This window comes from Paenibacillus pabuli NBRC 13638, from assembly GCF_001514495.1.
GTDB classification, from domain to species: domain Bacteria; phylum Bacillota; class Bacilli; order Paenibacillales; family Paenibacillaceae; genus Paenibacillus; species Paenibacillus pabuli.
Genome location: NZ_BCNM01000013.1, coordinates 72170 through 93809, shown reverse-complemented (window position 1 = coordinate 93809; position 21640 = coordinate 72170). Strand labels below are relative to the sequence as shown.

At 46.3% G+C, this 21640-nt stretch carries 22 protein-coding genes; 20 read left to right on the top strand and 2 right to left on the bottom strand.

Features of this window, described 5'->3' with window-relative positions:
* The first annotated feature begins 2 nt into the window (after positions 1 to 2).
* The 6 genes from PPA03S_RS18230 to mmsB all read left to right on the top strand — a co-directional run bounded on the left by PPA03S_RS18230 (position 3) and on the right by mmsB (position 8379).
* Positions 3 to 1010 (top strand): substrate-binding domain-containing protein, encoded by a 1008-nt coding sequence (locus tag PPA03S_RS18230; protein ID WP_062324882.1) that lies wholly within the window; start codon positions 3 to 5, stop codon positions 1008 to 1010.
* Positions 991 to 2952, top strand: coding sequence for a cache domain-containing sensor histidine kinase (locus tag PPA03S_RS18225; protein ID WP_082704223.1), 1962 nt, complete (start codon positions 991 to 993; stop codon positions 2950 to 2952). Before PPA03S_RS18230 ends, PPA03S_RS18225 begins: the two co-directional genes overlap by 20 nt.
* Positions 2953 to 2993: 41 nt before the next feature.
* The gene (locus tag PPA03S_RS18220) at positions 2994 to 4259 is read left to right on the top strand and encodes a response regulator transcription factor (protein WP_062325100.1); all 1266 of its coding nucleotides are present in this window, start codon (positions 2994 to 2996) and stop codon (positions 4257 to 4259) included.
* Positions 4260 to 4574: 315 nt separating this feature from the next.
* On the top strand, positions 4575 to 5660 hold the full coding sequence (gene chvE / locus PPA03S_RS18215) for a multiple monosaccharide ABC transporter substrate-binding protein (protein WP_062324880.1): 1086 nt from the start codon (positions 4575 to 4577) through the stop codon (positions 5658 to 5660).
* Positions 5661 to 5681: 21 nt separating this feature from the next.
* Entirely contained in the window at positions 5682 to 7232 is a 1551-nt protein-coding gene (gene mmsA, locus PPA03S_RS18210) for a multiple monosaccharide ABC transporter ATP-binding protein (RefSeq protein WP_062324878.1), read from the top strand.
* Positions 7216 to 8379 (top strand): multiple monosaccharide ABC transporter permease, encoded by a 1164-nt coding sequence (gene mmsB / locus PPA03S_RS18205; RefSeq protein ID WP_062324876.1) that lies wholly within the window; start codon positions 7216 to 7218, stop codon positions 8377 to 8379. Before mmsA ends, mmsB begins: the two co-directional genes overlap by 17 nt.
* A gap of 124 nt (positions 8380 to 8503) precedes the next feature.
* Here mmsB and mgtE read toward each other — a convergent pair whose 3' ends face one another.
* A complete protein-coding gene (mgtE, locus tag PPA03S_RS18200) occupies positions 8504 to 9874 on the bottom strand; it encodes a magnesium transporter (RefSeq protein WP_062324875.1) in 1371 nt (456 codons plus the stop codon).
* A gap of 177 nt (positions 9875 to 10051) precedes the next feature.
* Between mgtE and PPA03S_RS18195 the strand changes: the two genes are divergently transcribed.
* From PPA03S_RS18195 to PPA03S_RS18145, 11 genes are all read left to right on the top strand, one after another.
* On the top strand, positions 10052 to 10774 hold the full coding sequence (locus tag PPA03S_RS18195) for a DNA alkylation repair protein (protein ID WP_062324873.1): 723 nt from the start codon (positions 10052 to 10054) through the stop codon (positions 10772 to 10774).
* Positions 10775 to 10781: 7 nt separating this feature from the next.
* On the top strand, positions 10782 to 11336 hold the full coding sequence (locus PPA03S_RS18190; RefSeq protein WP_062324871.1) for a methylated-DNA--[protein]-cysteine S-methyltransferase: 555 nt from the start codon (positions 10782 to 10784) through the stop codon (positions 11334 to 11336).
* Positions 11337 to 11909: 573 nt separating this feature from the next.
* A complete protein-coding gene (locus PPA03S_RS18185; protein WP_167666068.1) occupies positions 11910 to 12500 on the top strand; it encodes a DUF1361 domain-containing protein in 591 nt (196 codons plus the stop codon).
* A 123-nt stretch (positions 12501 to 12623) separates the two neighbouring features.
* On the top strand, positions 12624 to 13847 hold the full coding sequence (locus PPA03S_RS18180; RefSeq protein ID WP_062324868.1) for an amidohydrolase: 1224 nt from the start codon (positions 12624 to 12626) through the stop codon (positions 13845 to 13847).
* A 211-nt stretch (positions 13848 to 14058) separates the two neighbouring features.
* Positions 14059 to 14463 (top strand): GNAT family N-acetyltransferase, encoded by a 405-nt coding sequence (locus PPA03S_RS18175; protein WP_062324866.1) that lies wholly within the window; start codon positions 14059 to 14061, stop codon positions 14461 to 14463.
* Between the two features lie 29 nt (positions 14464 to 14492).
* Positions 14493 to 14948 carry a GNAT family N-acetyltransferase gene (locus PPA03S_RS18170; RefSeq protein ID WP_062324863.1) on the top strand — a complete coding sequence of 152 codons (456 nt, stop codon included), beginning with the start codon at positions 14493 to 14495 and terminating at the stop codon, positions 14946 to 14948.
* 13 nt (positions 14949 to 14961) lie between these two features.
* Positions 14962 to 15390 (top strand): GNAT family N-acetyltransferase, encoded by a 429-nt coding sequence (locus PPA03S_RS18165; RefSeq protein WP_068964154.1) that lies wholly within the window; start codon positions 14962 to 14964, stop codon positions 15388 to 15390.
* A gap of 65 nt (positions 15391 to 15455) precedes the next feature.
* Positions 15456 to 15866, top strand: coding sequence for a DUF6157 family protein (locus tag PPA03S_RS18160; RefSeq protein WP_062324860.1), 411 nt, complete (start codon positions 15456 to 15458; stop codon positions 15864 to 15866).
* Between the two features lie 60 nt (positions 15867 to 15926).
* Positions 15927 to 16418, top strand: coding sequence for a GNAT family N-acetyltransferase (locus PPA03S_RS18155; protein ID WP_062324858.1), 492 nt, complete (start codon positions 15927 to 15929; stop codon positions 16416 to 16418).
* A gap of 27 nt (positions 16419 to 16445) precedes the next feature.
* Positions 16446 to 16919: an NUDIX hydrolase gene (locus tag PPA03S_RS18150; RefSeq protein ID WP_062324856.1), complete on the top strand. Its 474-nt coding sequence runs from the start codon at positions 16446 to 16448 to the stop codon at positions 16917 to 16919.
* Between the two features lie 15 nt (positions 16920 to 16934).
* Complete coding sequence (locus PPA03S_RS18145) at positions 16935 to 17420, top strand: DUF6896 domain-containing protein (RefSeq protein WP_245683656.1); 486 nt, start codon at positions 16935 to 16937, stop codon at positions 17418 to 17420.
* On the opposite strand, the gene PPA03S_RS18140 is transcribed toward PPA03S_RS18145, so the two are convergent.
* A complete protein-coding gene (locus tag PPA03S_RS18140; RefSeq protein WP_062324852.1) occupies positions 17401 to 18303 on the bottom strand; it encodes an ArsR/SmtB family transcription factor in 903 nt (300 codons plus the stop codon). The genes PPA03S_RS18145 and PPA03S_RS18140 overlap by 20 nt on opposite strands.
* Positions 18304 to 18478: 175 nt before the next feature.
* Between PPA03S_RS18140 and PPA03S_RS18135 the strand changes: the two genes are divergently transcribed.
* From PPA03S_RS18135 to PPA03S_RS18125, 3 genes are all read left to right on the top strand, one after another.
* Positions 18479 to 19969, top strand: a complete 1491-nt coding sequence (locus PPA03S_RS18135; RefSeq protein ID WP_062324851.1) for a glycoside hydrolase family 43 protein — start codon at positions 18479 to 18481, stop codon at positions 19967 to 19969.
* Between the two features lie 199 nt (positions 19970 to 20168).
* On the top strand, positions 20169 to 21041 hold the full coding sequence (locus tag PPA03S_RS18130; protein ID WP_062324849.1) for a GNAT family N-acetyltransferase: 873 nt from the start codon (positions 20169 to 20171) through the stop codon (positions 21039 to 21041).
* A gap of 40 nt (positions 21042 to 21081) precedes the next feature.
* The gene (locus PPA03S_RS18125) at positions 21082 to 21627 is read left to right on the top strand and encodes a GrpB family protein (protein ID WP_062324847.1); all 546 of its coding nucleotides are present in this window, start codon (positions 21082 to 21084) and stop codon (positions 21625 to 21627) included.
* The last annotated feature ends 13 nt before the right edge of the window (positions 21628 to 21640 follow it).

Sequence of the window (21640 nt, the reverse complement as noted above, 5' to 3'; positions counted from 1 at the left end):
GAATGAAAAAAATGCTGCTGGTTTATATTTTGCTAATCTCGGCATTTGCGTTGTATGTGCTCCGGTTCGAATACTCCAGCCAGGTGAATGGCTCCTGGGAAGACAGGGGACTGCGCGGGGATATTGGCGAAACGTACATGATGATCACATTCCAGTCCGGGCTGGAATATTGGAAGAGCCCTTTGAAAGGCTTCGAGGATGCAGGGGATGCGCTTGGCGTAACCGTGGAGTACCGTGGAGCTACCCGGTACGATCCGAAGGAACAGACAACGGTGATCGAACAGGCCATTGCACGTAAACCAGCGGGAATTGCCATATCTGCGATCGATCCGCAATCGCTGATTCCCGCAATCAACAAGGCCATCGATGCGGACATTCCTGTCGTATTGTTTGATGCGGATGCACCCGCAAGCCGGGCATATTCTTTTCTCGGGACGGACAATTACAAGGCAGGTGTGACGGCAGCTGACAAAATGGCCGAGCTGATGGCCCGTGAAGGGGAAGTCGCCGTGCTGACGCTGCCTGGGCAGCAGAATCATGAGGAGCGAACCAAGGGCTTCCGCGATACGATTGAGCAGCGTTATCCATCCATGAAGGTGGTGGAAGTGGCGGATGGACACGGGGATGCGCTGGTATCCAGAGACGAGACGCTTAGACTGATGAAGGCACACCCGAAGCTGGCGGGTATTTTTGTGACTGAGGCAACCGGAGGGGCAGGTGCGGGTGAAGCTGTCCAGAATGCCAAGGATGGACGTTCGCTCCACATTATATCTTTTGATACAAACAAGGCCACGCTGGATATGATTAAGAGCGGCACGATTTCGGCTACAATTGCGCAGGGTACCTGGAATATGGGGTACTGGTCGCTTCAATATTTATTCCATCTGCATCATCAGCTAACCGTACCTGCACCATCGACTTCCGGTGAGAATGCACCGCTGCCGGTAACGGTGGATACCGGAATCTCCGTGGTGACAAGCGCGAATGTGGATGATTATTATGCCAAATAAACACAATCGGCAGGGGAGCACCCGGAGCAGGGAAGCGATCAGCAGCAGGATGAGGAAGAACCTGCACCGCTTGCGCTTACGCAATATGCCGCTCCGTTATCAGCTGATGCTGCTCTTTTTGTTATTTGCAATTGTGCCTTCTGTAGGACTGGGGTTGCTGGTGAACTGGACCGTGGAACGGATTGTGGAGCGACAGGTCGAAGGGCATACGATGCAGCTCATTGGGAAAGTAAATGAAGCGCTTGACAGCAAGATGGAGAACCTGCAAAACATGACGTACCTGATTGCGTTTGATCCCGACATCGTCGCTTTTATGAAAGGAAAAACGGCGTCGGATAACGATACGGGGTCTACTACATCGGTTAAGGAACCAAATGTGAAGGAGCAAGATCAGCTGTATGGAATCAAACAAACCCTGCAGGGCTTCACGACGTTGTATCCTGAGATTGCCGGAATTGTTCTTGCTAATGGGAGCGGTGACTATATCAGCAATGAGATGTACCCCCGCGCGAAGCAAAGCCTGACCCAGGAGGACTGGTACAAGAGGGCTTCGGCGAATCCTGGTATTTTTACGGTGCTGGGTCAGCCAAGGGAACGCAATATTACGACACATGTACGGTATAAGGATAATGAGATCGTATCGGTTGCGCGTTCCATAACCGATGAAGCGTCAGGTCGTGTACTGGGTGTCATTATGATTGACCTCAAGCTGCGATCTGTCTCTCAGGCAGCCAGAAATGTAACCTTGGGAAAATCGGGCTATGTGATGGTGACGGATGCAGAAGGACGAAGCGTCTATATGCCGGAGCATCCGCTGGTGGAACAGATTCCTGCAGACTGGTTCAAGTCCGGTGACAGCGGGACATTTAACGCCGAAGCGGATGGGAAGGAGCTGTTATTCCTGTATCAATCCTCCACGTTCACGGGGTGGAGAACGGTAGGGGTGTTTCCCGCGAGGGAATCCATAACAGAGGTACGCCAGATTCAGTTTTATGTAGTGAGCTTTGTATTCGTGGTCTGTTTGTTCGGTCTGAGCACCTCCCTGTGGTTTTCGCGCTCCATTGCGCAGCCAATTTTCCGGCTGATGTCTTACATGCGCAGGGCGGAGACGGGAAATCTCATGTCAGGCCGCTGGAGCGACCGCGCGGATGAGATCGGTATGTTGGGCAGAAGTTTTAACCGCATGCTGGCACAGATCCGGCAGCTCATATCCCTTAATGAACTAAAGGAACGGCAGAAGCGGGAGGCAGAGATGCGCAGTTTGCAGGAGCATATTAAACCTCATTTTTTATACAATACGCTGGATACGATCCATTGGATGGCTCGCAAAGAAGGCGCGAATGATGTATCCGAGATGGTTGGTGCCTTATCCCGACTGTTTCGCATTGGTCTCAGCAAGGGGAATGATTTCCTTGCGCTGCACGCCGAGCTTGAACATATTACCAGTTATTTGCAAATCCAGCAGACACGGTACCGTAATCGCTTGCAGTATGAATTAATTGTTCCCGATGATATACGGGAGTTGTTTGTGCTCAAACTGCTGCTCCAGCCCCTGGTAGAAAACGCGATCTATCACGGAATCAAGGGCAGAAGGGGGCCTGGCAAGATTCGGGTGGAGGCCAAAACAGAACAGGGCAAACTGCTGCTGTTGATTCAGGACGATGGAGCAGGCATGTCCGGGGAGCGGCTGGCAGAGATGAAGCAGCTCCTGGCATCCCCTATGGAAAGTGTGGAAACAGCATCACTGCCCGGAAAAGCGGGGAAAAGCTACGGAATGTTGAATGTACAGGCCCGTCTTCGCCTGACGTTTGGCGAAGAATACGGTATTGTACTGGATAGCAAGGAAGGAAAGGGTACATGCGTGACGATCGTTCACCCGTTACTGCATGAACTTCCGGCGGTGCAGTTATTGGAGAGTAAAGAGAGGGAGGGGAGCGAATGAAACATTTTACAGCATCAACCACATGGACTTCCGCGGAAGGGATGACAGCATCCCCTGCAACAGAAACAGAAGCTTTGCAGAGATATTACCGGGTTCTGATTGCTGATGATGAGCCCATTATTCGGGAGGGCATCCGGGATTCGATCGACTGGACTGCACTGGGCATGGAGGTTGCGGGAGAAGCCGAGGACGGGGAGGAAGCGCTGGAACTGGCTGTAGATCTGTGCGTGGATATTGTATTGGTCGATATGAACATGCCCTTTCTGAACGGGATTGACTTGATACGCGGGCTTCAGGATCATTGCCCCAACTGCCGCTGTCTGATCGTGTCCGGGCATGATGAATTTGCTTATGCACAGGAGGCTGTGAGGCTAGGGGTGGAGGATTACATCTTGAAGCCTGTACAATCGGAGCAGCTGTATGCTGCACTTGCACGTCTGCGTCAGCGTATGGATGAAGAGCATAAGCGAACAGCATATGTAAGACAGGCTGCAGATCAGATTGAACGCAATATTCCGCTGCTTCGTCAACGTTTTTGCCTGGATTGGCTGGAAGGGCAAACAGGGGGAAAAGGGCTGATCGAGCAGCTTGCATTTTTGCGTCTGCCTTCGGATCCGCCTGTACAGATTGGAATCGTACGCTGGCCCGCGGCAGAAGCGCGTCAGACCATTATGCGGGAGAATGATCGTCAATTATTCCTTTTTGCCACGGAAAATATCGTTGCCGAATTACTGGGGGATCTGCCGTATGTGCTGTTCCGGGACCCTAATGGACTGATTGGCATCTGTTTATGGCAAGCGGCATCGGAAGATCTGGAGTCTTCCATTGAGCAGACTGTTATTTCATGCCTGAACATCGCTGTCCACGCCCATATAGAGATGCATACGGGTACCGTAGAGGAAGCGCCGAATACGTATCGCGAGTGTCGTGAATTGGTATATGGCGAAGTTCGGCTGTCCCCGCTGGTGCGCCGGGCAAGACAGCTTATTCAAGCGGAATATGCGGATCGGAATCTGACACTGGACACGCTTGCATCCCGTCTGCAAGTATCTCCGGTATATTTGAGTCGGGTGCTCAAAAAAGAGTTGGATGATTCCTTCGTGACACTTGTTACGCTTGCTCGTATCCGGAAGGCAGTACAGCTGCTGGATTCTACGGCACTGCCTATGCACCAAATTGCTGAGCAGGTAGGTTACGATACACAGCATTATTTCAGTACCGCATTCAAAAAAACGATGGGCATGTCACCTGCACAGTACCGCAAAAGCGGTGGTACGAGGATTGTGACGTCATCCAAGGGAGAATAGGCTTGTTTTAACAAGGGAAATTCATTTAGGGATTTGTTCTGCTGTATCAAGCAGATCAGGTCCTTTTTTTGTTGTTAGCTGCTGTCCACATCATATCTTCTGCACAGCAAGTCTGCTCGTTCTCAGTCCCATGTTCCGCTCGTTACAAAAGTTGAAATTTTATAAAAAAGGTTCAAATGCAGCAAAGACCTCTCTTGTTTCGGCATGCTACGATGGGTTCAGAAAGAAATAACCGCTTACATAAACGCGATAGATTGTAAGCGTTATCCTAATGAGTCGTTGAAGTTCACATGATTGAGGAAAGGGGAAGTTCTTATGAAAAAAGGAGCACTGCTCATCTGGCTTCTGGTGATGACCTTCATGCTATCAGCCTGCAATCTGGCCGAGAGTGGAACAGGCAGTAAGGAAAAAGGGTATGTCGGCATTTCGATGCCTACCAAATCCTCCGAACGCTGGGTTGGGGATGGGGAAAATATGGTCCGCCTTTTTCAGGAGCAGGGGTACAAAACGGATCTGCAGTATGCGGAGGACGTGGTGGAGAATCAGATTTCTCAGATTGAGAACATGATCACCAAGGGTGTAGACGTGATGGTGATTGCTTCTGTGGACGGCAATACGCTGACAGATGTGATCAAGAAAGCCCATGACGAGGGCATACAGGTCATTTCATACGATCGACTTATCCGTAATACGCCGTATTTAACCTATTATGCGACGTTCGATAATTTCAAGGTGGGAGTGCTGCAGGCATCCTACATCGAGCAAAAGCTGGGGCTTAAGGAAGGGAAAGGACCGTATAACATAGAGTTGTTTGGCGGCTCTCCCGATGACAACAACGCCTATTTCTTCTTTGATGGTGCAATGTCAATCCTCAAGCCCTATATCGATTCCGGCAAGCTGGTTGTTCGAAGCAAGCAGACGACGATGGCCCAGATTGCAACGCTGCGTTGGGACGGCGCACTGGCACAATCGCGTATGGATAATCTGCTCAGTGCCTATTACTCGGGTGATAATCTGGATGCGGTGTTATCCCCTTATGATGGGATCAGTATCGGGATCATTTCATCGTTGAAAGGTATTGGTTACGGCACAGCGAACAAGCCGCTGCCGGTGATTACAGGTCAGGATGCCGAACTGGCTTCGATCAAATCCATTGTGGCCGGAGAACAGACGCAGACCGTATTCAAGGATACCCGCAAGCTGGCAGAGAAGACGGTTGAGATGGCCAATAGCATTTTACAGGGGAAATCAGCAGAAGTGAATGACGAAAAGTCATATAACAACGGGATAAAGGTTGTTCCGGCCTATTTGCTTGATCCCATTTCCGTGGATCGGACTAATGTGGAGAAGGATATTGTAGGCAGCCAGTATTATACCAAAGAAGAAATTGGATTGAACTAGCGATGGAAAGGAGTAGATCTCATGGCTGGAATTATTCTGGAAATGAAGGGTATCACCAAAACCTTCCCCGGTGTAAAAGCGCTGGAAAATGTCAATCTCAAGGTCAGAGAAGGCGAGATTCATGCACTTTGCGGTGAGAATGGTGCAGGGAAATCAACGCTGATGAAGGTCCTTAGCGGCGTATATCCTCATGGAACCTATGAAGGAGAGATTTTGTTTCAGGGCAAACCGTGTGAGTTCAAAGATATTAAACAAAGTGAGGATCTGGGTATTGTCATCATCCACCAGGAGCTGGCGCTGATTCCCTACCTTTCGATTGCGGAAAATATATATCTGGGCAACGAGCGTGCGAGCAAAGGGATCATCGATTGGAAAGAAACGTTTGTCGGTACACGGGAATTGCTCGCCAAAGTGGGACTGAGCGAAAATCCGAACAGTCTGGTATCCAGCATCGGTGTGGGCAAGCAGCAGCTGGTTGAGATTGCAAAAGCGCTCTCCAAAAAGGTACGCCTGCTCATTCTGGATGAGCCCACTGCTGCACTGAACGAGCATGACAGTGAGAATTTGCTCCAGTTGATGCTGGAATTCAAGAAGCAGGGCATCGCCTGTATTCTGATTTCCCACAAGTTGAACGAGGTGTCTAAGGTGTCCGATTCGGTGACGATTTTGCGGGACGGCAAGACCATTGAGACGCTGGATATGAAAAAGGATATGGTGACGGAAGATCGGATTATCAGCGGCATGGTTGGCCGCGATCTGACCAGCCGCTATCCGGAGCGCCATGCGCAAATCGGTGAAGTGATCCTTGAAGTGAAAGACTGGACCGTGTATCACGAACATTATGCTGATCGGAAGGTGCTGGATCAGGTCAACATGAACATCAGACGAGGCGAAATTGTAGGTATTGCCGGTCTGATGGGAGCCGGGCGTACAGAGCTTGCAATGAGCATATTTGGCAAATCTTATGGACGCGGCATTACGGGCCAACTCATCAAGGATGGCAAACCCATTCAGAACAACAGTGTGACAGAGGCGATTCAGAACGGCTTCGCTTATGTGACAGAGGACCGCAAGGAATACGGTCTGATTCTCATGGACGATATCAAGCGGAATATTTCGCTGACGGGTCTTGGCAAGCTGACCAGAAATGCGGTTGTGAACGAACGGGAGGAAGTGCTGGTAGCCGAGGATATGAAAAAAAGCATGAATATCAAAGCACCGAGCATTTTGCAGAAAACCGGGAATTTGAGCGGAGGGAACCAGCAGAAGGTCGTGCTGAGCAAGTGGATTTTTGCCGGTCCGGATATTCTCATTCTGGATGAACCAACACGAGGGATCGATGTCGGGGCCAAATTCGAAATCTATACCATTATCCATCGGCTCGCCGCCGAGGGCAAAGGCGTGTTGGTGATTTCTTCCGAACTTCCGGAGGTACTGGGCCTGTGTGACCGGATCTACGTGATGAATGCCGGGCGCATTACGGGGCAAGTCAGCCGGGAAGAAGCATCGCAGGAGACGTTGATGAGATATATGACGAAGTCAGGAGGCGGGAAGCATGGAAATGTTAACTAGACTGTTCAAAAACAATATACGGCAATATGGCATGATTATCGCACTGGTTGTAATTATGCTGTTGTTCGAGGTGCTGACTGGCGGACTGCTGCTCAAGCCGATTAACATTACAAATCTGATTCTGCAAAACAGCTACATTCTGGTGCTGGCCATCGGAATGGTGCTGGTCATCATTACCGGACATATCGATCTGTCAGTAGGTTCGATTGCTGCTTTTGTAGGCGCGGTTGCAGCGATCATGATGGTCGATTGGCAGCTTCCGGCCTGGCTGGCGGTCATTGCTGCTTTGGTGGTCGGTGCGCTGATTGGGGCGTGGCAGGGCTTTTGGATTGCGTATGTGCGGATTCCGGCATTTATCGTAACCCTGGCCGGAATGCTGCTCTTCCGAGGCTTGACAATGATTGTGCTGGAGGGGCAGTCGATTTCTCCTTTTCCAGGCGGGTTTCAGAAAATAAGCTCAGGCTTCGTGCCCGATATTCAGTTCTCAGGCCTCGGTCTGGTGTCGATCATCGTTGGTCTTGTTCTGACTGTCTGGTATATCGTAAATGAACTGCGAGAGCGCCGCTCCCAGCGTAAATACGGTTTCGAGGTGGTATCTCAGGGGCTCTTCCTGCTCAAGCTGCTGGTCGTGGCTGCAGTGACGAATCTGTTCACCTTTATGCTTGCTAGCTATGCAGGCATTCCGAATATTTTGATTCTGCTGTTTGTATTGATTGTCGTATACTCCTTCATCATGAACCGCACCGTAATGGGGCGCCATGTATATGCACTTGGAGGCAATGAGAAGGCTGCAGGTCTGTCCGGAGTGAAAACAAAAAAAGTGACGTTCTGGGTATTTGTAAACATGGGCGTGATGGCGGCCATTTCCGGCCTGATCTTCGCAGCACGATTGAACGCGGCTACCCCAAGAGCCGGTACGAACTTTGAGCTGGATGCTATTGCAGCCTGCTTTATCGGCGGAGCTTCCGCTTCGGGAGGAATCGGGACCGTATTCGGTGCGATCATCGGTGGTTTGGTCATGGGGGTCCTGAATAACGGGATGTCCCTGATCGGTTTGGGGATAGACTGGCAGCAAGGCATCAAGGGTCTGGTCCTGTTGCTGGCGGTAGCCTTCGATATCTATAATAAAAACAAAAGAATGACGTAGCATTTGGCAGAATTCTCCTGCAAGTGAACGTCTTGTACAAATCATCAAACAGACCGATCCGGTGGATCTGGTCTGTTTGTTTTATGGTATTTTTATGGTTTTCCCGGTAGAGGAAAACAGTTATTTACATCAATGCTCCCAGGAAGCGGGTTGCAATGCCAAAATAGATAAACAGGGACAAGATATCATTCAGCGTGGTGATTAACGGGCCGGAGGCGACAGCCGGATCTACATTGAAGCGGCTGAGCAAGAGTGGAATACAGGTACCTGTAAGTGTACCAATAACGAGCGTGAAGAACAGGGATACACCAATAATGGCGCCGAGCAGCCAGTCACCTTGCCAGAAGTAGGCGATGACGGTTATCATCAAGCCGCAGACCAGTCCAATCATCGTACCTACCTTAATTTCCCGACCAATTAGGGCAAGCACCGTGGACTTGTCCAGCTTGCGTCCAATGAGTCCACGCACGACGACAGCCAGGGACTGTGTTCCTGTATTCCCCGTCATACCGGCGATCATGGGCATGAAGAAGGCCAAGGCGACAACCTGATTCAGTGTGTCCTCGAAAAAATCGACGATACTTCCCGAGATCAGTCCGATGAATAACAACAGGATCAGCCAAGGGAGTCGTCGTCTGACGGCGACCAGCGGTTTGGTATCAAAATCGATGTCTTTGCCGCCGCCGCCCATCTTGGCGATGTCTTCACTTGCTTCATCCATAATAATGTCAATGACATCGTCCATCTGAATGACGCCGCATAATCTGCGGTTCTCATCCACAACTGGCAGAGCCATAAACTCATACCGCTGCAAGAGCTGGGCGGCTTCTTCCTGATCCATATCCACTGTGGCATGGATGACACGACGGGTCATCAGCTCTTCCACAGGGGTCTTGTCGTCTGCCTGAGCTAGGGTCCGATAGCTCACAACCCCAACCAGTTTGCCTTCATCATCGGTGACATACAGGTAACGGACTGCAGAAATGTGCAAGGGAGCCTGCGTTTCTCTCAATGCTTCTTTTGCCGTTTCGTGTGCTAACAGGGTACGGTAACGATCGGTCATGATGCGCCCAGCCGTTTCCGGCGGGAAATTCAGCAAAGAACGGATAATCGCTGAATGATCCAGATTCATATTGGACAGCAATTCTTCCCTGCGTTTGAGGGGCAGATCATGCATAAAGCGAATCAGATCACTTTTGTTCATCTTCTGCATGACTTCAAGGGTACGTTCGGGCCCTAACTGTTCGAACAGATGCACCTGTTCGTGAAGCGTAAGTGCTTCTGCCATGTCGGCGAGGACGCCCGGTTTGAATAAAAGCAAGAAGCGCTTCGTCTCTTCTTTGGGGAATTTTTTATATACGAGTGAAAGATCGTACGGATGCAGCTCCTTGGCCCATTTGTAAAATTCGGGCAGGTTCTGGGTTTGCACAGATTGAACAAGGAGTTCTGTGATCTCTTCAACCGAAAAATCTTTTTTGGGGTGGGATCGGTTCATATGTAGTCTCCTTTCTAGATCGGTTCAACTCCGTATTCTTAAACGAAATCAGATGACAGTTAAACAGCAACAAGTAGGAAATGGATATTGTAATCTTGCTAAAACATTCGATATGGGCTTACAAATTACCATTGTCGGGATATACTTTATAGACGAAAACAGATGAGGAGGAGACATGTGGAATCGGTTGTAAGAACACAATTATTATCTCTGGTCGAACCGGAATATCAGAAATTCTCGGCTGCGCTCATTCCGAATATCACGAATCTATTAGGTGTGCGACTGCCTGCAATCCGCAAGATCGCGAAACAGATCGTCAAAGAGGATTGGCGAGCCTATCTGAAAACCGCTGATGATGATTATTTTGAAGAAGTGATGCTGCAAGCGATGGTCATCGGTCATGCTCAAGCAGATATGGAGGAACTTCTGCAGCATATCGCCTGGTTTGTTCCCAAAATCGATAACTGGTCGGTGTGCGACAGCTTCTGCGGCGGCTTGAAATACACGAAGAACCATCTGGATCAGGTGTGGCATTTCTTGCAGCCCTATCTGGTATCCAATCAGGAGTATGACATTCGCTTCGGCGTTGTGATGCTGTTGAACTTTTATATGGAAGAAAAGTATATTGATGAAGTTCTTGCTTCATTAGATAACATCAGGCACGAGGCGTATTATGTGAAAATGGCTGTGGCATGGGCGATTTCCATCGCTTATGTGAGACAGCCAGAAGTCACTATGCGTTATCTGCTGCAGGACAATACATTGGATGACTTTACGTATAATAAGGCTCTTCAGAAAATAACCGAGTCCTATCGTGTGGATCCGGAGACAAAGCAGATGATCCGCAGCATGAAACGAAAAGCGAAGAAGCCGGTTCGTGTGTTACCGCAGAAAGGGTGATCGACGTATGAGAAAGAGCATATGGTGGACCAACATGGAACTGGACGGTCGTCCATGGGCGCTGCTTGCCACCGAAAAAGGATTATGCCGGGTCATTATGCCCAATGAAACGCTGGAAGACTGGAGCAGCTGGATTGGCCGCATCGCGCCTGGAGTGGAGCTTGAAGAGAACGAAGCTGCGTTGAAGCAGACAGGTATGATGGATTGGCTGCAATCCTATTTTGCCGGAGACCAGATGGCCTTCACCAATGAAATCCCGCTCGATCTAATTGGAACGGCGTTTCAACAGCAGGTATGGACTGAACTGGGGAATGTTCCTTATGGTGAGACTAGAACCTATGGCGATATTGCTGCTGCGGTGGGAAGACCTTCAGCGGTGCGGGCTGTAGGGGCGGCCAATGGGGCCAATCCCATTCCGGTGCTGCTGCCATGTCACCGCATTATCGGAGCCAACCGCAAGCTGACCGGATTTCGCGGAGGGCTGGAGATGAAGCGAAGACTGCTGGATATTGAACAGATCGAAGGCGTGACGGATGGCGGGCATACGCGGTTTAATTTCTGATTCTGATATTTTTCATATCGTGTTTATAAACAAAGAAGCGAGATGATAGCCAAGTGTTTGAATCTCTTCTTAATATGTACAGGCACTCCCCAGTGCCTGTTTTTGCATTCTCTACTAGCTAACGAACTTCAGCCGTCTTATTCCGGTTAAAACTTGTAGATTGATGCGTAAAGACACGCAAAGCAAGGAATAAGGTGTCTGCGATGCTTGATCTGTGGAAATTTGCCAATAGGGCGTGGTTGATTAAAAAAATGAATAACAATGGGCTAACGTGCCTGCCACTGGCTCTAGTGATTATAAGTTGTTCGCATATTCCACATTTTGGGTTATGATGGACGTTAGTCTACAGGCTTGAATACGAAGGAACGGACAAAGCGGATGGAAGAAGTGAAGAATCGATGATCGGTTGTTCAGTACTGAACCCATAGGATCGTCCGGAATTGAGGGGAAGAATTAGAATTGTACAATCATAAAACTTCAATTGAAAATTTAAAATTTATTAGTGTTCTAATTGTTGCTACCATAGGATGTCTCCTTGTTGCTGTCTACTTGCGTACCAAGACCAACACGAACATGTATCAATATTTAACGTGGGACATGTTCTTGGCTTGGGTTCCATTCATCATTTCATCAACCATTAGATATGTAAGCAACAAGAAACTAACAAGGCTGAGTATCGCATTCATTGGGGTGATGTGTGGAGGTTGGCTTTTCTTTCTGCCCAATTCGGCATATCTTTTTACAGAAATTCTACATGCATTCAGATACTTTAATCCTCAAGGGGAATCCAAATTCTGGGTTCATATTGATTTTTGGTATAGTCTCACCCTAACGTTTGTCGTAGCCATAGTGGGTTTAGTTCTCTCCATTTGCTCGATACACCAGATCCACAGATTGTTAAATAAGAGGTTAAGCCGATTTAGCAGCATGTTGGTGGTAGGCGTTATTTTACTCCTGAGCAGTGTAGGGGTGTACATCGGGAGATTTAATCGGTGGAATAGCTGGGATGTGCTGAGACAGCCTGGCCTGATTTTGAAGGATATCATGACTGATTTAAGTGCAGGCAACAGCATTCTGGTTGAATTTGTGGCCATGATATTTGTGATTCAAATTTTTGGATATATCACACTTCGTATACTAATGGGGAAGTCCAGTAATATCTAAACGTTAATCGTATGGAACACCAACGTTTTAACTATTTTTACAGAATGAAGTCCTATGGTACCATTGACCACAGATGAATCGGTACTCGATGCAAGATAGACCGAGTGGAAAGAGGGAGTGACCATGTTGAAGCAGGAATATTGGTTAACCAACGTATCATTGGAGCAAAGTTATGTATTGGAAAATGGGCAGGTAACGGGCACCCGGACAAGCCTTGGTCATCTGCGGATTGAAGATGGAGTCATTGCAGCTATTGTGGATGGGGATACGAAAATAACAAGCAACTTGCCGCAGGTTGATGGTAAAGGACTGCTGCTGCTGCCTTCGTTCGAGGAAGCCCATATTCATCTGGATAAAACGTATTATGATGCACCATGGAAAGCAGTGCGGCGCATCTCCAGCATTTTCGAACGTATCGAAGAAGAGAAAATATTGCTGCCCAAGCTGTTACCCGATGCGAAGCGTCAAGCGGAGAGCATTCTGACCTTAATTCAGGGGTATGGGTCCACCCATGTACGCAGTCATTGCAATATTGAACCGGTCAGCGGGTTGAAACGGCTGGAAGCGACGAAGCAGGCATTGGAGACATTTTCGGGCAAAATATCCTCTGAAATCATCGCTTTCCCGCAGCATGGACTTCTCCGCTCTAATTCGGTTGAACTCATGCGTCAAGCCATGGGAGAAGGGGCCACTCATGTAGGTGGACTTGATCCTCACACCGTGGACGAGCATATCGAGAAATCGTTAAACGCAATGGTGGAACTGGCTGTTCAGTATCAGGCAGGCATTGATATTCATTTGCATGATTCTGGAGAACCGGGTAAACAAACATTGCTTCAATTGGCTGATCTGACCGAAGAAGCGGGACTTCAGGGTAGAGTTACCGTAAGTCATGCGTTCTGGTTCGCCCGTGCGGAGCAGCAGGAAGCGGAAGATATGGCTAAGCGAATGGCTTCCCTTGGTATGAGCATCGCTTCGACCGTGCCGATCGGCAGGATGATGATGCCACTTCCGATGCTTCATCAACATGGGATGAACGTAAAGCTGGCGACAGACAGTTTGACGGATCACTGGTCTCCGTTTGGCAATGGGGATCTACTGGAGAAAGCGAGCCGTTTTGCGGAATTGTACGGGTATAACGATGAATTGTCCTTGTCTCAGTCTCTTGCATTTGTCACAAGCGGCATTACCCCACTGAATTCAGAGGGACAACAGGTGTGGCCAAAGGTAGGGGACACGGCGAGTTTTGTACTGGTAGAAGCCAGCTGCTCGGCAGAGGCGGTTGCCAGAAGATCTGCGCGCCAGGCGGTATGGTTTGAAGGGAATATGGTGAGTGGATCACTGTAGGTCATAGGGAAAAGGTACCGACATATGAAACCACGAATATTCGTGGTTTTTTGTGTTGTTTAAGAAAGGTTACAACTTATAAAAATGTGCATAAACCACATGTTCAAGTGAAAATTCGGTTTGTATCGAGTTGGTAAAAAAAGGAGGACCTTATTGCATATTCCACATTTTGGGTTATGATGGACGTAGTTTAATGGGAGGAGCAATGACAATGAAGATTATACATGCTGATGAGACCGATCACAGTTATATTCTTGAACGAGATCGACATATCCATCCTTCGCTTGTGGAGACAAAGATCAAAGAGAACGAAATCCTGATGATATGGGAGCAAGAATCAAGAATTGGATGGATGAGGTACGGGTATTTTTGGGATAACATTCCTTTCATGAATATGATCTGGATCGACGAGCCCTATCGTAGTGGAGGGATTGGCAGAGCCGTCGTACAGCACTGGGAGCATCTGATGAAGCAAAAAGGGTTTGATGCTGTAATGACTTCTACACAGTCAGATGAACATGCACAACACTTTTATAGAAAATTGGGGTATGTTGATGCAGGCTCTCTATTGCTGGAAACGCAGCCTTTGGAGATTATTTTGATCAAAAAAATCTAGTCATTTAATTCAAGGGGAGATATGTGAATATGAATGAAAAGCAAGTGAATCTACAACGTATAACTCCAGAAAACGAATTAGAGTGTATGCAGCTTAAACCGCGCGAAGACCAACTGAACTTGGTAGCAAGTAATGCAGATTCCTTAATTCATGCGACGAAGGAGATCACCTCGAAGCCATATGGAATTTTTGCAGAGGACCGCATGGTAGGCTTTATTTTATTTGATAATGAGATATATAATGATGGATATTATTGGATACTTCGATTCATGATTGATGAGAAATACCAGGGGAAAGGATACGCCAAACTGGCGATCAAGGAAGTGATTCATAAGTTAAAAGAGAGAACCGATTGCAAGCAAATCAGGGTATCTCATGTGCCGCACAACATGGTGGCAAACGCTTTGTATAAGAAATCCGGGTTTCAGGAGACGGGTGAATTCGAGGACAATGGTGACATCATATTAAGTTATTATTTAAGTTGAGGAGTGGAACCTGATGATCAGAGAGGCCGAAGCAAGGGATGTCGAGGTTATTGAAAGGTTGTACAAAGAATTATTACCGAACAACCTGAATACAAAGGTACTGGCGGAGCGGATTGAAGAAGTAAGGCATAATCCCAACAGTTTCTTATTTGTTTACGAAGTCGGTGATCAGGTTATTGGAACTGCGCATTTACATATTTGTCTGGATGCCTTGGTGGAAAATAGACCGTTTGGCGTGGTTGAGCGGGTTATCATTACGGAGCATGTGCAGAGCAAGGGATATGGATCTGACCTTATGAAGTATATAGAGGATGTATGCATACAGAAAAATTGTATAAAGGTGTTTCTCACCAGCGGTTCATCCAGGCATGAAGCACATGGCTTTTATACGAAGTTAGGGTACGATGGGGAATCCAGCAAGGCTTTTAAGAAATATGTATAAAACAGCTCAAGCTTGATTGTATATTCGTATCCTTTAATTTTCTGAATGGATGGGAGGATATATAGATGAAAGACATGAACTATTATGAAACCTTTATTGCAGTTGCAGAAGATTGTCCTGTTAAAGTGGCAGAGATCCCCAAAGCGAAAAATGGCGCCAAAACTGTTCCAGTTATACAGTATGAAATGATAACAAACCATCCTTATCAATATACGCAAGAGGATGTCATGTTTGAAGTATTCGCGCAGCGCAATGATATTCCGGATGAACATAGATCACTAGAGAGAACCAAGTTTTTCTCCAAAGGACAACCCTGTCTTCGCACTTCTTCCTTGGGCAAACGCTATGGTTGGGGAATTCATCATAATTCACAAGGAAAAGTGGCGATCTACGCTGTTGAATCCGAAGAATATAAAGAGTTCTTAAATGATGGCAGTTTAAAACATGTAAAGGCAATGCGTTCGAGCCGTCAATAGCTCTATCCGTTGGAGCACCAATGTTTAGACGTGAGAAATAAAAGAGTTATGGGAGGCATTATGATAGTAGACCTTATTCCAGTAAAATTGGCAGAGAAAAATATGTTATCGAATCTGTATCAACTGTACCATTATGATTTCAGCGAATTTACAAGCGAGGATATCAATCAAGAAGGCAAATACGATGTGAATATTGACTTCATTTGGGAAGGTGATAATAGGTGGAGGCCGTATTTTATCAAGATTTCTGGCACTATAGCCGGCTTTGTGATTGTACTTCTTGAAAATTTAGATACCGATCCAGATCCTACACATGTAATCTATGATTTTATGATCTTGAAGAAGTTTAGAAGAAGTGGGATTGGCTATGCTGCTGCGATTCAGACATTTGAGTTATACAAAGCAGATTGGGCACTCGCTCAGATGGAGAGTAATACTCCTGCAATAGCGTTCTGGCGAAAGGTGTTAAAAGATTATACAAACGATCATTATACGGAAACATTCAGAGATGATACCAGAAAGTACATTCAGACATTTAGTACAAAGGGATAAAAACAAACATAGGTTAAGGAGAAAAAAATGAAAATTCGTTCTGTCTCGCTAGCTATTTTGAGGAAAGAAGATCGCATTTTGGTTCAGGAAATTAACTTCCCGGATATTTCAACAACTTTCTACAGACCTATTGGTGGAACGATAGAGTTCGGTGAGAACAGTAAGAAAACTCTGATCAGGGAGCTTAAAGAAGAGTTGGATCAAGAGATCGAAGAGCCCCGATTAATTTCCGTTATTGAAAATATTTTTGGAATAGAAGATGAATTAGGTCATGAAATTGATTTTATCTATGAAGCATCATTTATAGATAAATCTCAATACAATCAGGAAGAATTTGTTGGATTAGAAGGTTCTATCCGTTATAAGGCAGTTTGGAAACCAATCACTTATTTTTCAACAACAATGGATGATGTAAAGCTAGTTCCTGATGGATTGTTGGATTTGTTATTGGAACAAGAACTGGAAAATGTGGCTATGGTAAGGCATATAAGAACCAATTAAAGGTGAAAAGAAGGAATGAGGCTAGAGATGCTCGCTTTAACCAAAGAAACAACAGATGAATTATTGGAAGCGATGGACACGTACAAAAGAATTGCACAAGAATTGATCGACAAATTGATATCGGAAACCAGGCAGGCTGAAAATGAAGAGATCATCAATGGAGCGTACCACTTGCTTTCCAATGAAGGAGTATTCAACGGTGAAGAGTATTTGAGTGGAAACTGGCATTTCGATGTCCATGGTGAGCATTGTATGTTCGAGAATGCAGAAACAGGCCAAACGTTGGAGGTTTCTCTCGGCAACAAAGATGATGTGGGAAACATGGACCCTTATTTTTTTTATAACTTCTTGAAATCCACTGCAAATTATGAACATTTGATCGCCTATTTTGAAAATCCCTTTGGAGATATGTTGGATTTTTTCGAAAGGTTGGCAGCCCAGAACGTGCTGATTCATGTTCATGGCGTTGAATATAGAAAAACTAATGTTGTACGCGTATGACAATATCCTGGTCATGATTGCCGAACCCGGAACCATAGAGTGTTAATCCTCCGACGTTAGCTCCCTCCTCGTCAACTGTGAAACGAAGCGTCCAGAATGGTTCCTTCAGGTTGATATCCTTGATGGTCACATTCGACATCCGCTCTCCATCCATATACGTACCCGATTCATCCACACGAATCGTCTTCAATAATCCATACTGGTTTACATTGCGATGCCACCACTCTGGCGTATATTTACCTCGAGCTGCTCTTCCGAAATCAGCAGGGCTTGTCCAGGTACCAAGTGAAATACCGTTAAACGTAAATCGAATATCGGATGGCCAATGATCTCGTAAACCAGGTGCTTCAGAAGCCATTTCCATTGAAATTTCAATAACCCTAGCAGTCCGCTCGGGAAGCATATAGTTCGGCGTTTTGTATTCGACATATCCCTTGCCGAACCAGAGGATGGCAGCGTGAACCCGCTCTGGATCGAGAAAGTAGCGTGGGTCATCCCATACACCGATTTCTTTCTCGTGCGTCCCAAGACCGCAGGTAGGATGGACTTCAAAGGCAGTATAGTGACCCACTGAAATGGTCTGCTCTCTCACTTTTGTTGTCCGGTTGGCGGAGGGCAGTTCGATCTCGATTTTATTTTGTTTGAGGAAACACAATTTGTGCGTCCCTCCATTCAGGCGTATCCTCCGGCTATCAATCAGTCCGGCTTGCTCAAGCTTTCGGATGTGCATGGTGACGATGGAGGGACTAAGTTCTAACGCAGCCGCAATATCCTTCACATTCATTTCGCTAGCTGCAATCATATCCATGATCCTCCATCTAACCTCGCTTGCCAGCGCTTCGTATAACGGTATGAATTTTGGATCTCCATTCGCTTTGATCATCCTTAACCATCTCCTAGCAAGTCGTTGAAATCATATATATATTCATTTAATAAAATTACCTTCGTTCTTTAACTCTAATACATTGAAAGTATGATTGCGATAGTGTTTAATTTTTTTATCTGCTTATGAAGTTGGATTCTCAAATATGTGAATTATAGAAAAAGAGGTGGCTCAAATGAAATATCACAATCCGGTCATTAAAGGATTCTATCCAGATCCGAGCATCTGCAAGGTGGATGACACCTATTATCTGGTGTGCAGTTCCTTTCAGTACTTTCCGGGCGTCCCGCTTTTTGAAAGCAAAGATTTATTGAACTGGACACAAATCGGTCATTGTTTAACCCGAAAAAGCCAGATTCATCTAGAGACCGTAAGCAGCTCCGGTGGAGTTTTCGCCCCTACAATTCGATACCATAACGGGCGATTCTATATGACCACAACCAACGACACCACGCGTCAGAATTTCTACATATGGACTGACGATATATACGGGGAGTGGTCAGAACCGATTATTGTGGATCAAGGGGGAATTGATCCCGATTTGTATTTTGAAGATGGTAAGGCCTTCTTTATGAGCAACGGGACCGACGATGAAGGGATTGGCGGAATCGTTCAGTGTGAAATTGACATTGAAACAGGTGACAAAAAGACCCCGAGTCGTTCCGTATGGCAAGGATCAGGCGGACGTTATCTGGAAAGTCCACATTTGTATAAAATGAATGGATATTATTACCTCATGGCCTCTGAAGGGGGAACCGAATACGGTCATATGGTCACGTATGCACGGGGAGATTCTCCTTCCGGTCCCTTCGAGCCCTTTGCCAACAATCCTGTTCTAACCAACCGTAATCTGGGCGGTTACGAATTGCAGGGGGTTGGTCATGGCGACCTGATTCAGGACGAGGAAGGGAATTGGTGGATCTTCCATTTGGGATTCCGTCAGAGTGGGCAATGGCTTACCTATCATCATCTTGGCCGAGAAGTATTCCTTACGCCAGTTACCTTCGATGAGGAAGGCTGGTTTACGGCTGGGCATAAAGGTACGACGCTTATGAGCTTTGAAACCGATCGTATTTCCGACAAAGTCACTCAACAAGAGAAGAAAAGCTATACGTTCGAGAACACGGATTGGAATCTGGACTGGTGTTATCTTCGTCATCCTAATACAGAAAATTACTTGTTAGAGCAAGGCAACATAAAGTTAAAAGGAACCGAAGTGACACTGGATGTTCCAGCATCCCCGACATTCATTGGCATACGTCAAAAAGACTTTGACGCGACCATCTCTGTTGAGGTTAGTCTTACGAATGGTGAGGCAGGCATCACCATCTATATGGATGAACAGCACCATTATGACTTGGCCATTCGCAAAGAGCAGAGCAGGTATAGGGTAATTGAGCGTTTGAATATTGGGGATATCAAATCGGTCGAAAATGAAGTGGAACTGGGAAGTAATCATCAAGCCACATTAGTTATACAGGCAAGCCATGAGCGCTACAGCTTCTTTATTCATGCAGATGGGCAGGACATCCTCTTAGGTACGGCACAAACGAAATACCTTTCGTCCGAAGTTGCCGGTGGATTTACTGGCGTGCTCATTGGTCTTTATGCGAGTGGCGAAGGTTCTGTAGCTGAGTTTTCTAAATTTAAATGTGAATATATTTGAAAAGGTAAGGGGAGGGACGTTGTTCCTTCTCTTTTTTTGTCAAATTTCGTGATTTCTCAAACAAAAGTGTAGCAGCACTTGTTTATATATTGTATAGCCGTAGCAAAGAATGAGTTGTATGCTGAGAATCGAATACATAGTACATCATATTCGGATAAACCACTGAGGATGTTTAAGTTGTAATGAGAGGGAGAAGGCAATGAGTGATAATACTTCATATTCGTTAGTCGCAGCGAATCAAACTATCTATGCCAAGTACTTTGCAACGTATAGAAAGAATATCTGGTTTAGGCCCAGTTGGGGATCTCTTCAAGAAATGATGCTAAGCGCAAGTGATTGCTATTGGATCTATCAAGACACTCAACGAGTGGGCGGGATTTCTTTGACAAGCAGTGAACTCGGATCTTTTTTCATGATTCCTCCGTCCACGTTGACTGTAGATATGGTTCATTTCTTAAAGAATTATGCCATTCAAAATTCAGGGGATCAGTCAAAGGTAGATGCTTACAATGTTCTGGCTGAACATATTGATGTGTTGAAGTCGGCTGGTTTCGAAGTGTTAAACACAAGGAAATGTATGATTAGACCAACAGAGAAGATTGAAAAAGATCTCGATACTGATTATATTCCTATTAAACCCCAATTGGAGCATTTGCCAAGCATTGTTCAAGTCATGAACGAATCATATCGTGGAGGAATGGATGAAGGAAATCTGGATACATATCGGAATGACGTGAGTTATTATTTTGAACACAACCGTCAGGATGAGCTGTTGAATGCTTCATCCGTTTTAGTAGAGAAAAAGACGAACGAGGTCGTTGGATTTTGTTTGATTTCGATGTGGGAGGATATGCCTCTTGTGTATGATATATCGGTTAAACCGGGCTATGGCAATCAGGGTTTGGGAAGATATATGTTAAACAAGGCGATTTCTCATCTGGACGGTTTCTCTCCAACCATTCGTTTGTTCGTTACTATAGGAAATAAGGCTGACTATTTATATACCAAATTAGGTTTTCTTTCAGGAGAGGAAACATCTCACTTGGTTTATAGAGATCATGCAGAGAAATGATGATAGAAACTATACGTAATGAAATTGAAGGGAGGACTACATGGAAGATCAATGGAGAATTGCAGCATATAATCCTGCTTGGAGACACATGTTCCTCGAAACCGCGATGCCATTAAGAGAAGCTTTGGGAGAAAAGGCCGTGCGGATCGATCATGTCGGATCAACTTCCATCGTTGGAATGGATGCCAAGCCAATCATAGATATACAAATTTCCGTATTCAATTACGAAGATCTGCCTAACTATAAACGCGAAATTGAAGCAGTTGGATTCGTATTCAGAGAAGAAAATCCGGATAAAACCAAGCGATATTTTCGTGAAGTACCCGGGAGCAGGAGAACACATATACACGTAAGACAAACAGGGAGCTTCTCTGAGCAAATGAACTTGCTTTTTAGAGATTATTTGAGGGAACATCCAGAGGATCGAACGAAATACGCAGAAGAGAAGCACAGACTTATGGCATTATATCAGGACCAGCGGCAAAAGTACGTGGAAGGCAAAGGACCGATGGTGTGGAGCATATTAGAGAAGGCTCATGTATGGTCTCAGGAAATCGGGTGGCATCCGGGGAAATCTGACGTTTAAAAACTTTCATTTT

Excerpts from the sequence above, each read along its gene's own strand:
- PPA03S_RS18230 (WP_062324882.1), top strand. The coding sequence starts at position 3 with ATGAAAAAAATGCTGCTGGTTTATATTTTGCTAATCTCGGCATTTGCG.
- PPA03S_RS18225 (WP_082704223.1), top strand. The coding sequence starts at position 991 with ATGATTATTATGCCAAATAAACACAATCGGCAGGGGAGCACCCGGAGC.
- PPA03S_RS18220 (WP_062325100.1), top strand. The coding sequence starts at position 2,994 with ATGACAGCATCCCCTGCAACAGAAACAGAAGCTTTGCAGAGATATTAC.
- chvE (WP_062324880.1), top strand. The coding sequence starts at position 4,575 with ATGAAAAAAGGAGCACTGCTCATCTGGCTTCTGGTGATGACCTTCATG.
- mmsA (WP_062324878.1), top strand. The coding sequence starts at position 5,682 with ATGGCTGGAATTATTCTGGAAATGAAGGGTATCACCAAAACCTTCCCC.
- mmsB (WP_062324876.1), top strand. The coding sequence starts at position 7,216 with ATGGAAATGTTAACTAGACTGTTCAAAAACAATATACGGCAATATGGC.
- mgtE (WP_062324875.1), bottom strand. The coding sequence starts at position 9,874 with ATGAACCGATCCCACCCCAAAAAAGATTTTTCGGTTGAAGAGATCACA.
- PPA03S_RS18190 (WP_062324871.1), top strand. The coding sequence starts at position 10,782 with ATGAGAAAGAGCATATGGTGGACCAACATGGAACTGGACGGTCGTCCA.
- PPA03S_RS18185 (WP_167666068.1), top strand. The coding sequence starts at position 11,910 with ATGTATCAATATTTAACGTGGGACATGTTCTTGGCTTGGGTTCCATTC.
- PPA03S_RS18180 (WP_062324868.1), top strand. The coding sequence starts at position 12,624 with ATGTTGAAGCAGGAATATTGGTTAACCAACGTATCATTGGAGCAAAGT.
- PPA03S_RS18175 (WP_062324866.1), top strand. The coding sequence starts at position 14,059 with ATGAAGATTATACATGCTGATGAGACCGATCACAGTTATATTCTTGAA.
- PPA03S_RS18170 (WP_062324863.1), top strand. The coding sequence starts at position 14,493 with ATGAATGAAAAGCAAGTGAATCTACAACGTATAACTCCAGAAAACGAA.
- PPA03S_RS18165 (WP_068964154.1), top strand. The coding sequence starts at position 14,962 with ATGATCAGAGAGGCCGAAGCAAGGGATGTCGAGGTTATTGAAAGGTTG.
- PPA03S_RS18160 (WP_062324860.1), top strand. The coding sequence starts at position 15,456 with ATGAAAGACATGAACTATTATGAAACCTTTATTGCAGTTGCAGAAGAT.
- PPA03S_RS18155 (WP_062324858.1), top strand. The coding sequence starts at position 15,927 with ATGATAGTAGACCTTATTCCAGTAAAATTGGCAGAGAAAAATATGTTA.
- PPA03S_RS18150 (WP_062324856.1), top strand. The coding sequence starts at position 16,446 with ATGAAAATTCGTTCTGTCTCGCTAGCTATTTTGAGGAAAGAAGATCGC.
- PPA03S_RS18145 (WP_245683656.1), top strand. The coding sequence starts at position 16,935 with ATGAGGCTAGAGATGCTCGCTTTAACCAAAGAAACAACAGATGAATTA.
- PPA03S_RS18140 (WP_062324852.1), bottom strand. The coding sequence starts at position 18,303 with ATGATCAAAGCGAATGGAGATCCAAAATTCATACCGTTATACGAAGCG.
- PPA03S_RS18135 (WP_062324851.1), top strand. The coding sequence starts at position 18,479 with ATGAAATATCACAATCCGGTCATTAAAGGATTCTATCCAGATCCGAGC.
- PPA03S_RS18130 (WP_062324849.1), top strand. The coding sequence starts at position 20,169 with ATGAGTGATAATACTTCATATTCGTTAGTCGCAGCGAATCAAACTATC.
- PPA03S_RS18125 (WP_062324847.1), top strand. The coding sequence starts at position 21,082 with ATGGAAGATCAATGGAGAATTGCAGCATATAATCCTGCTTGGAGACAC.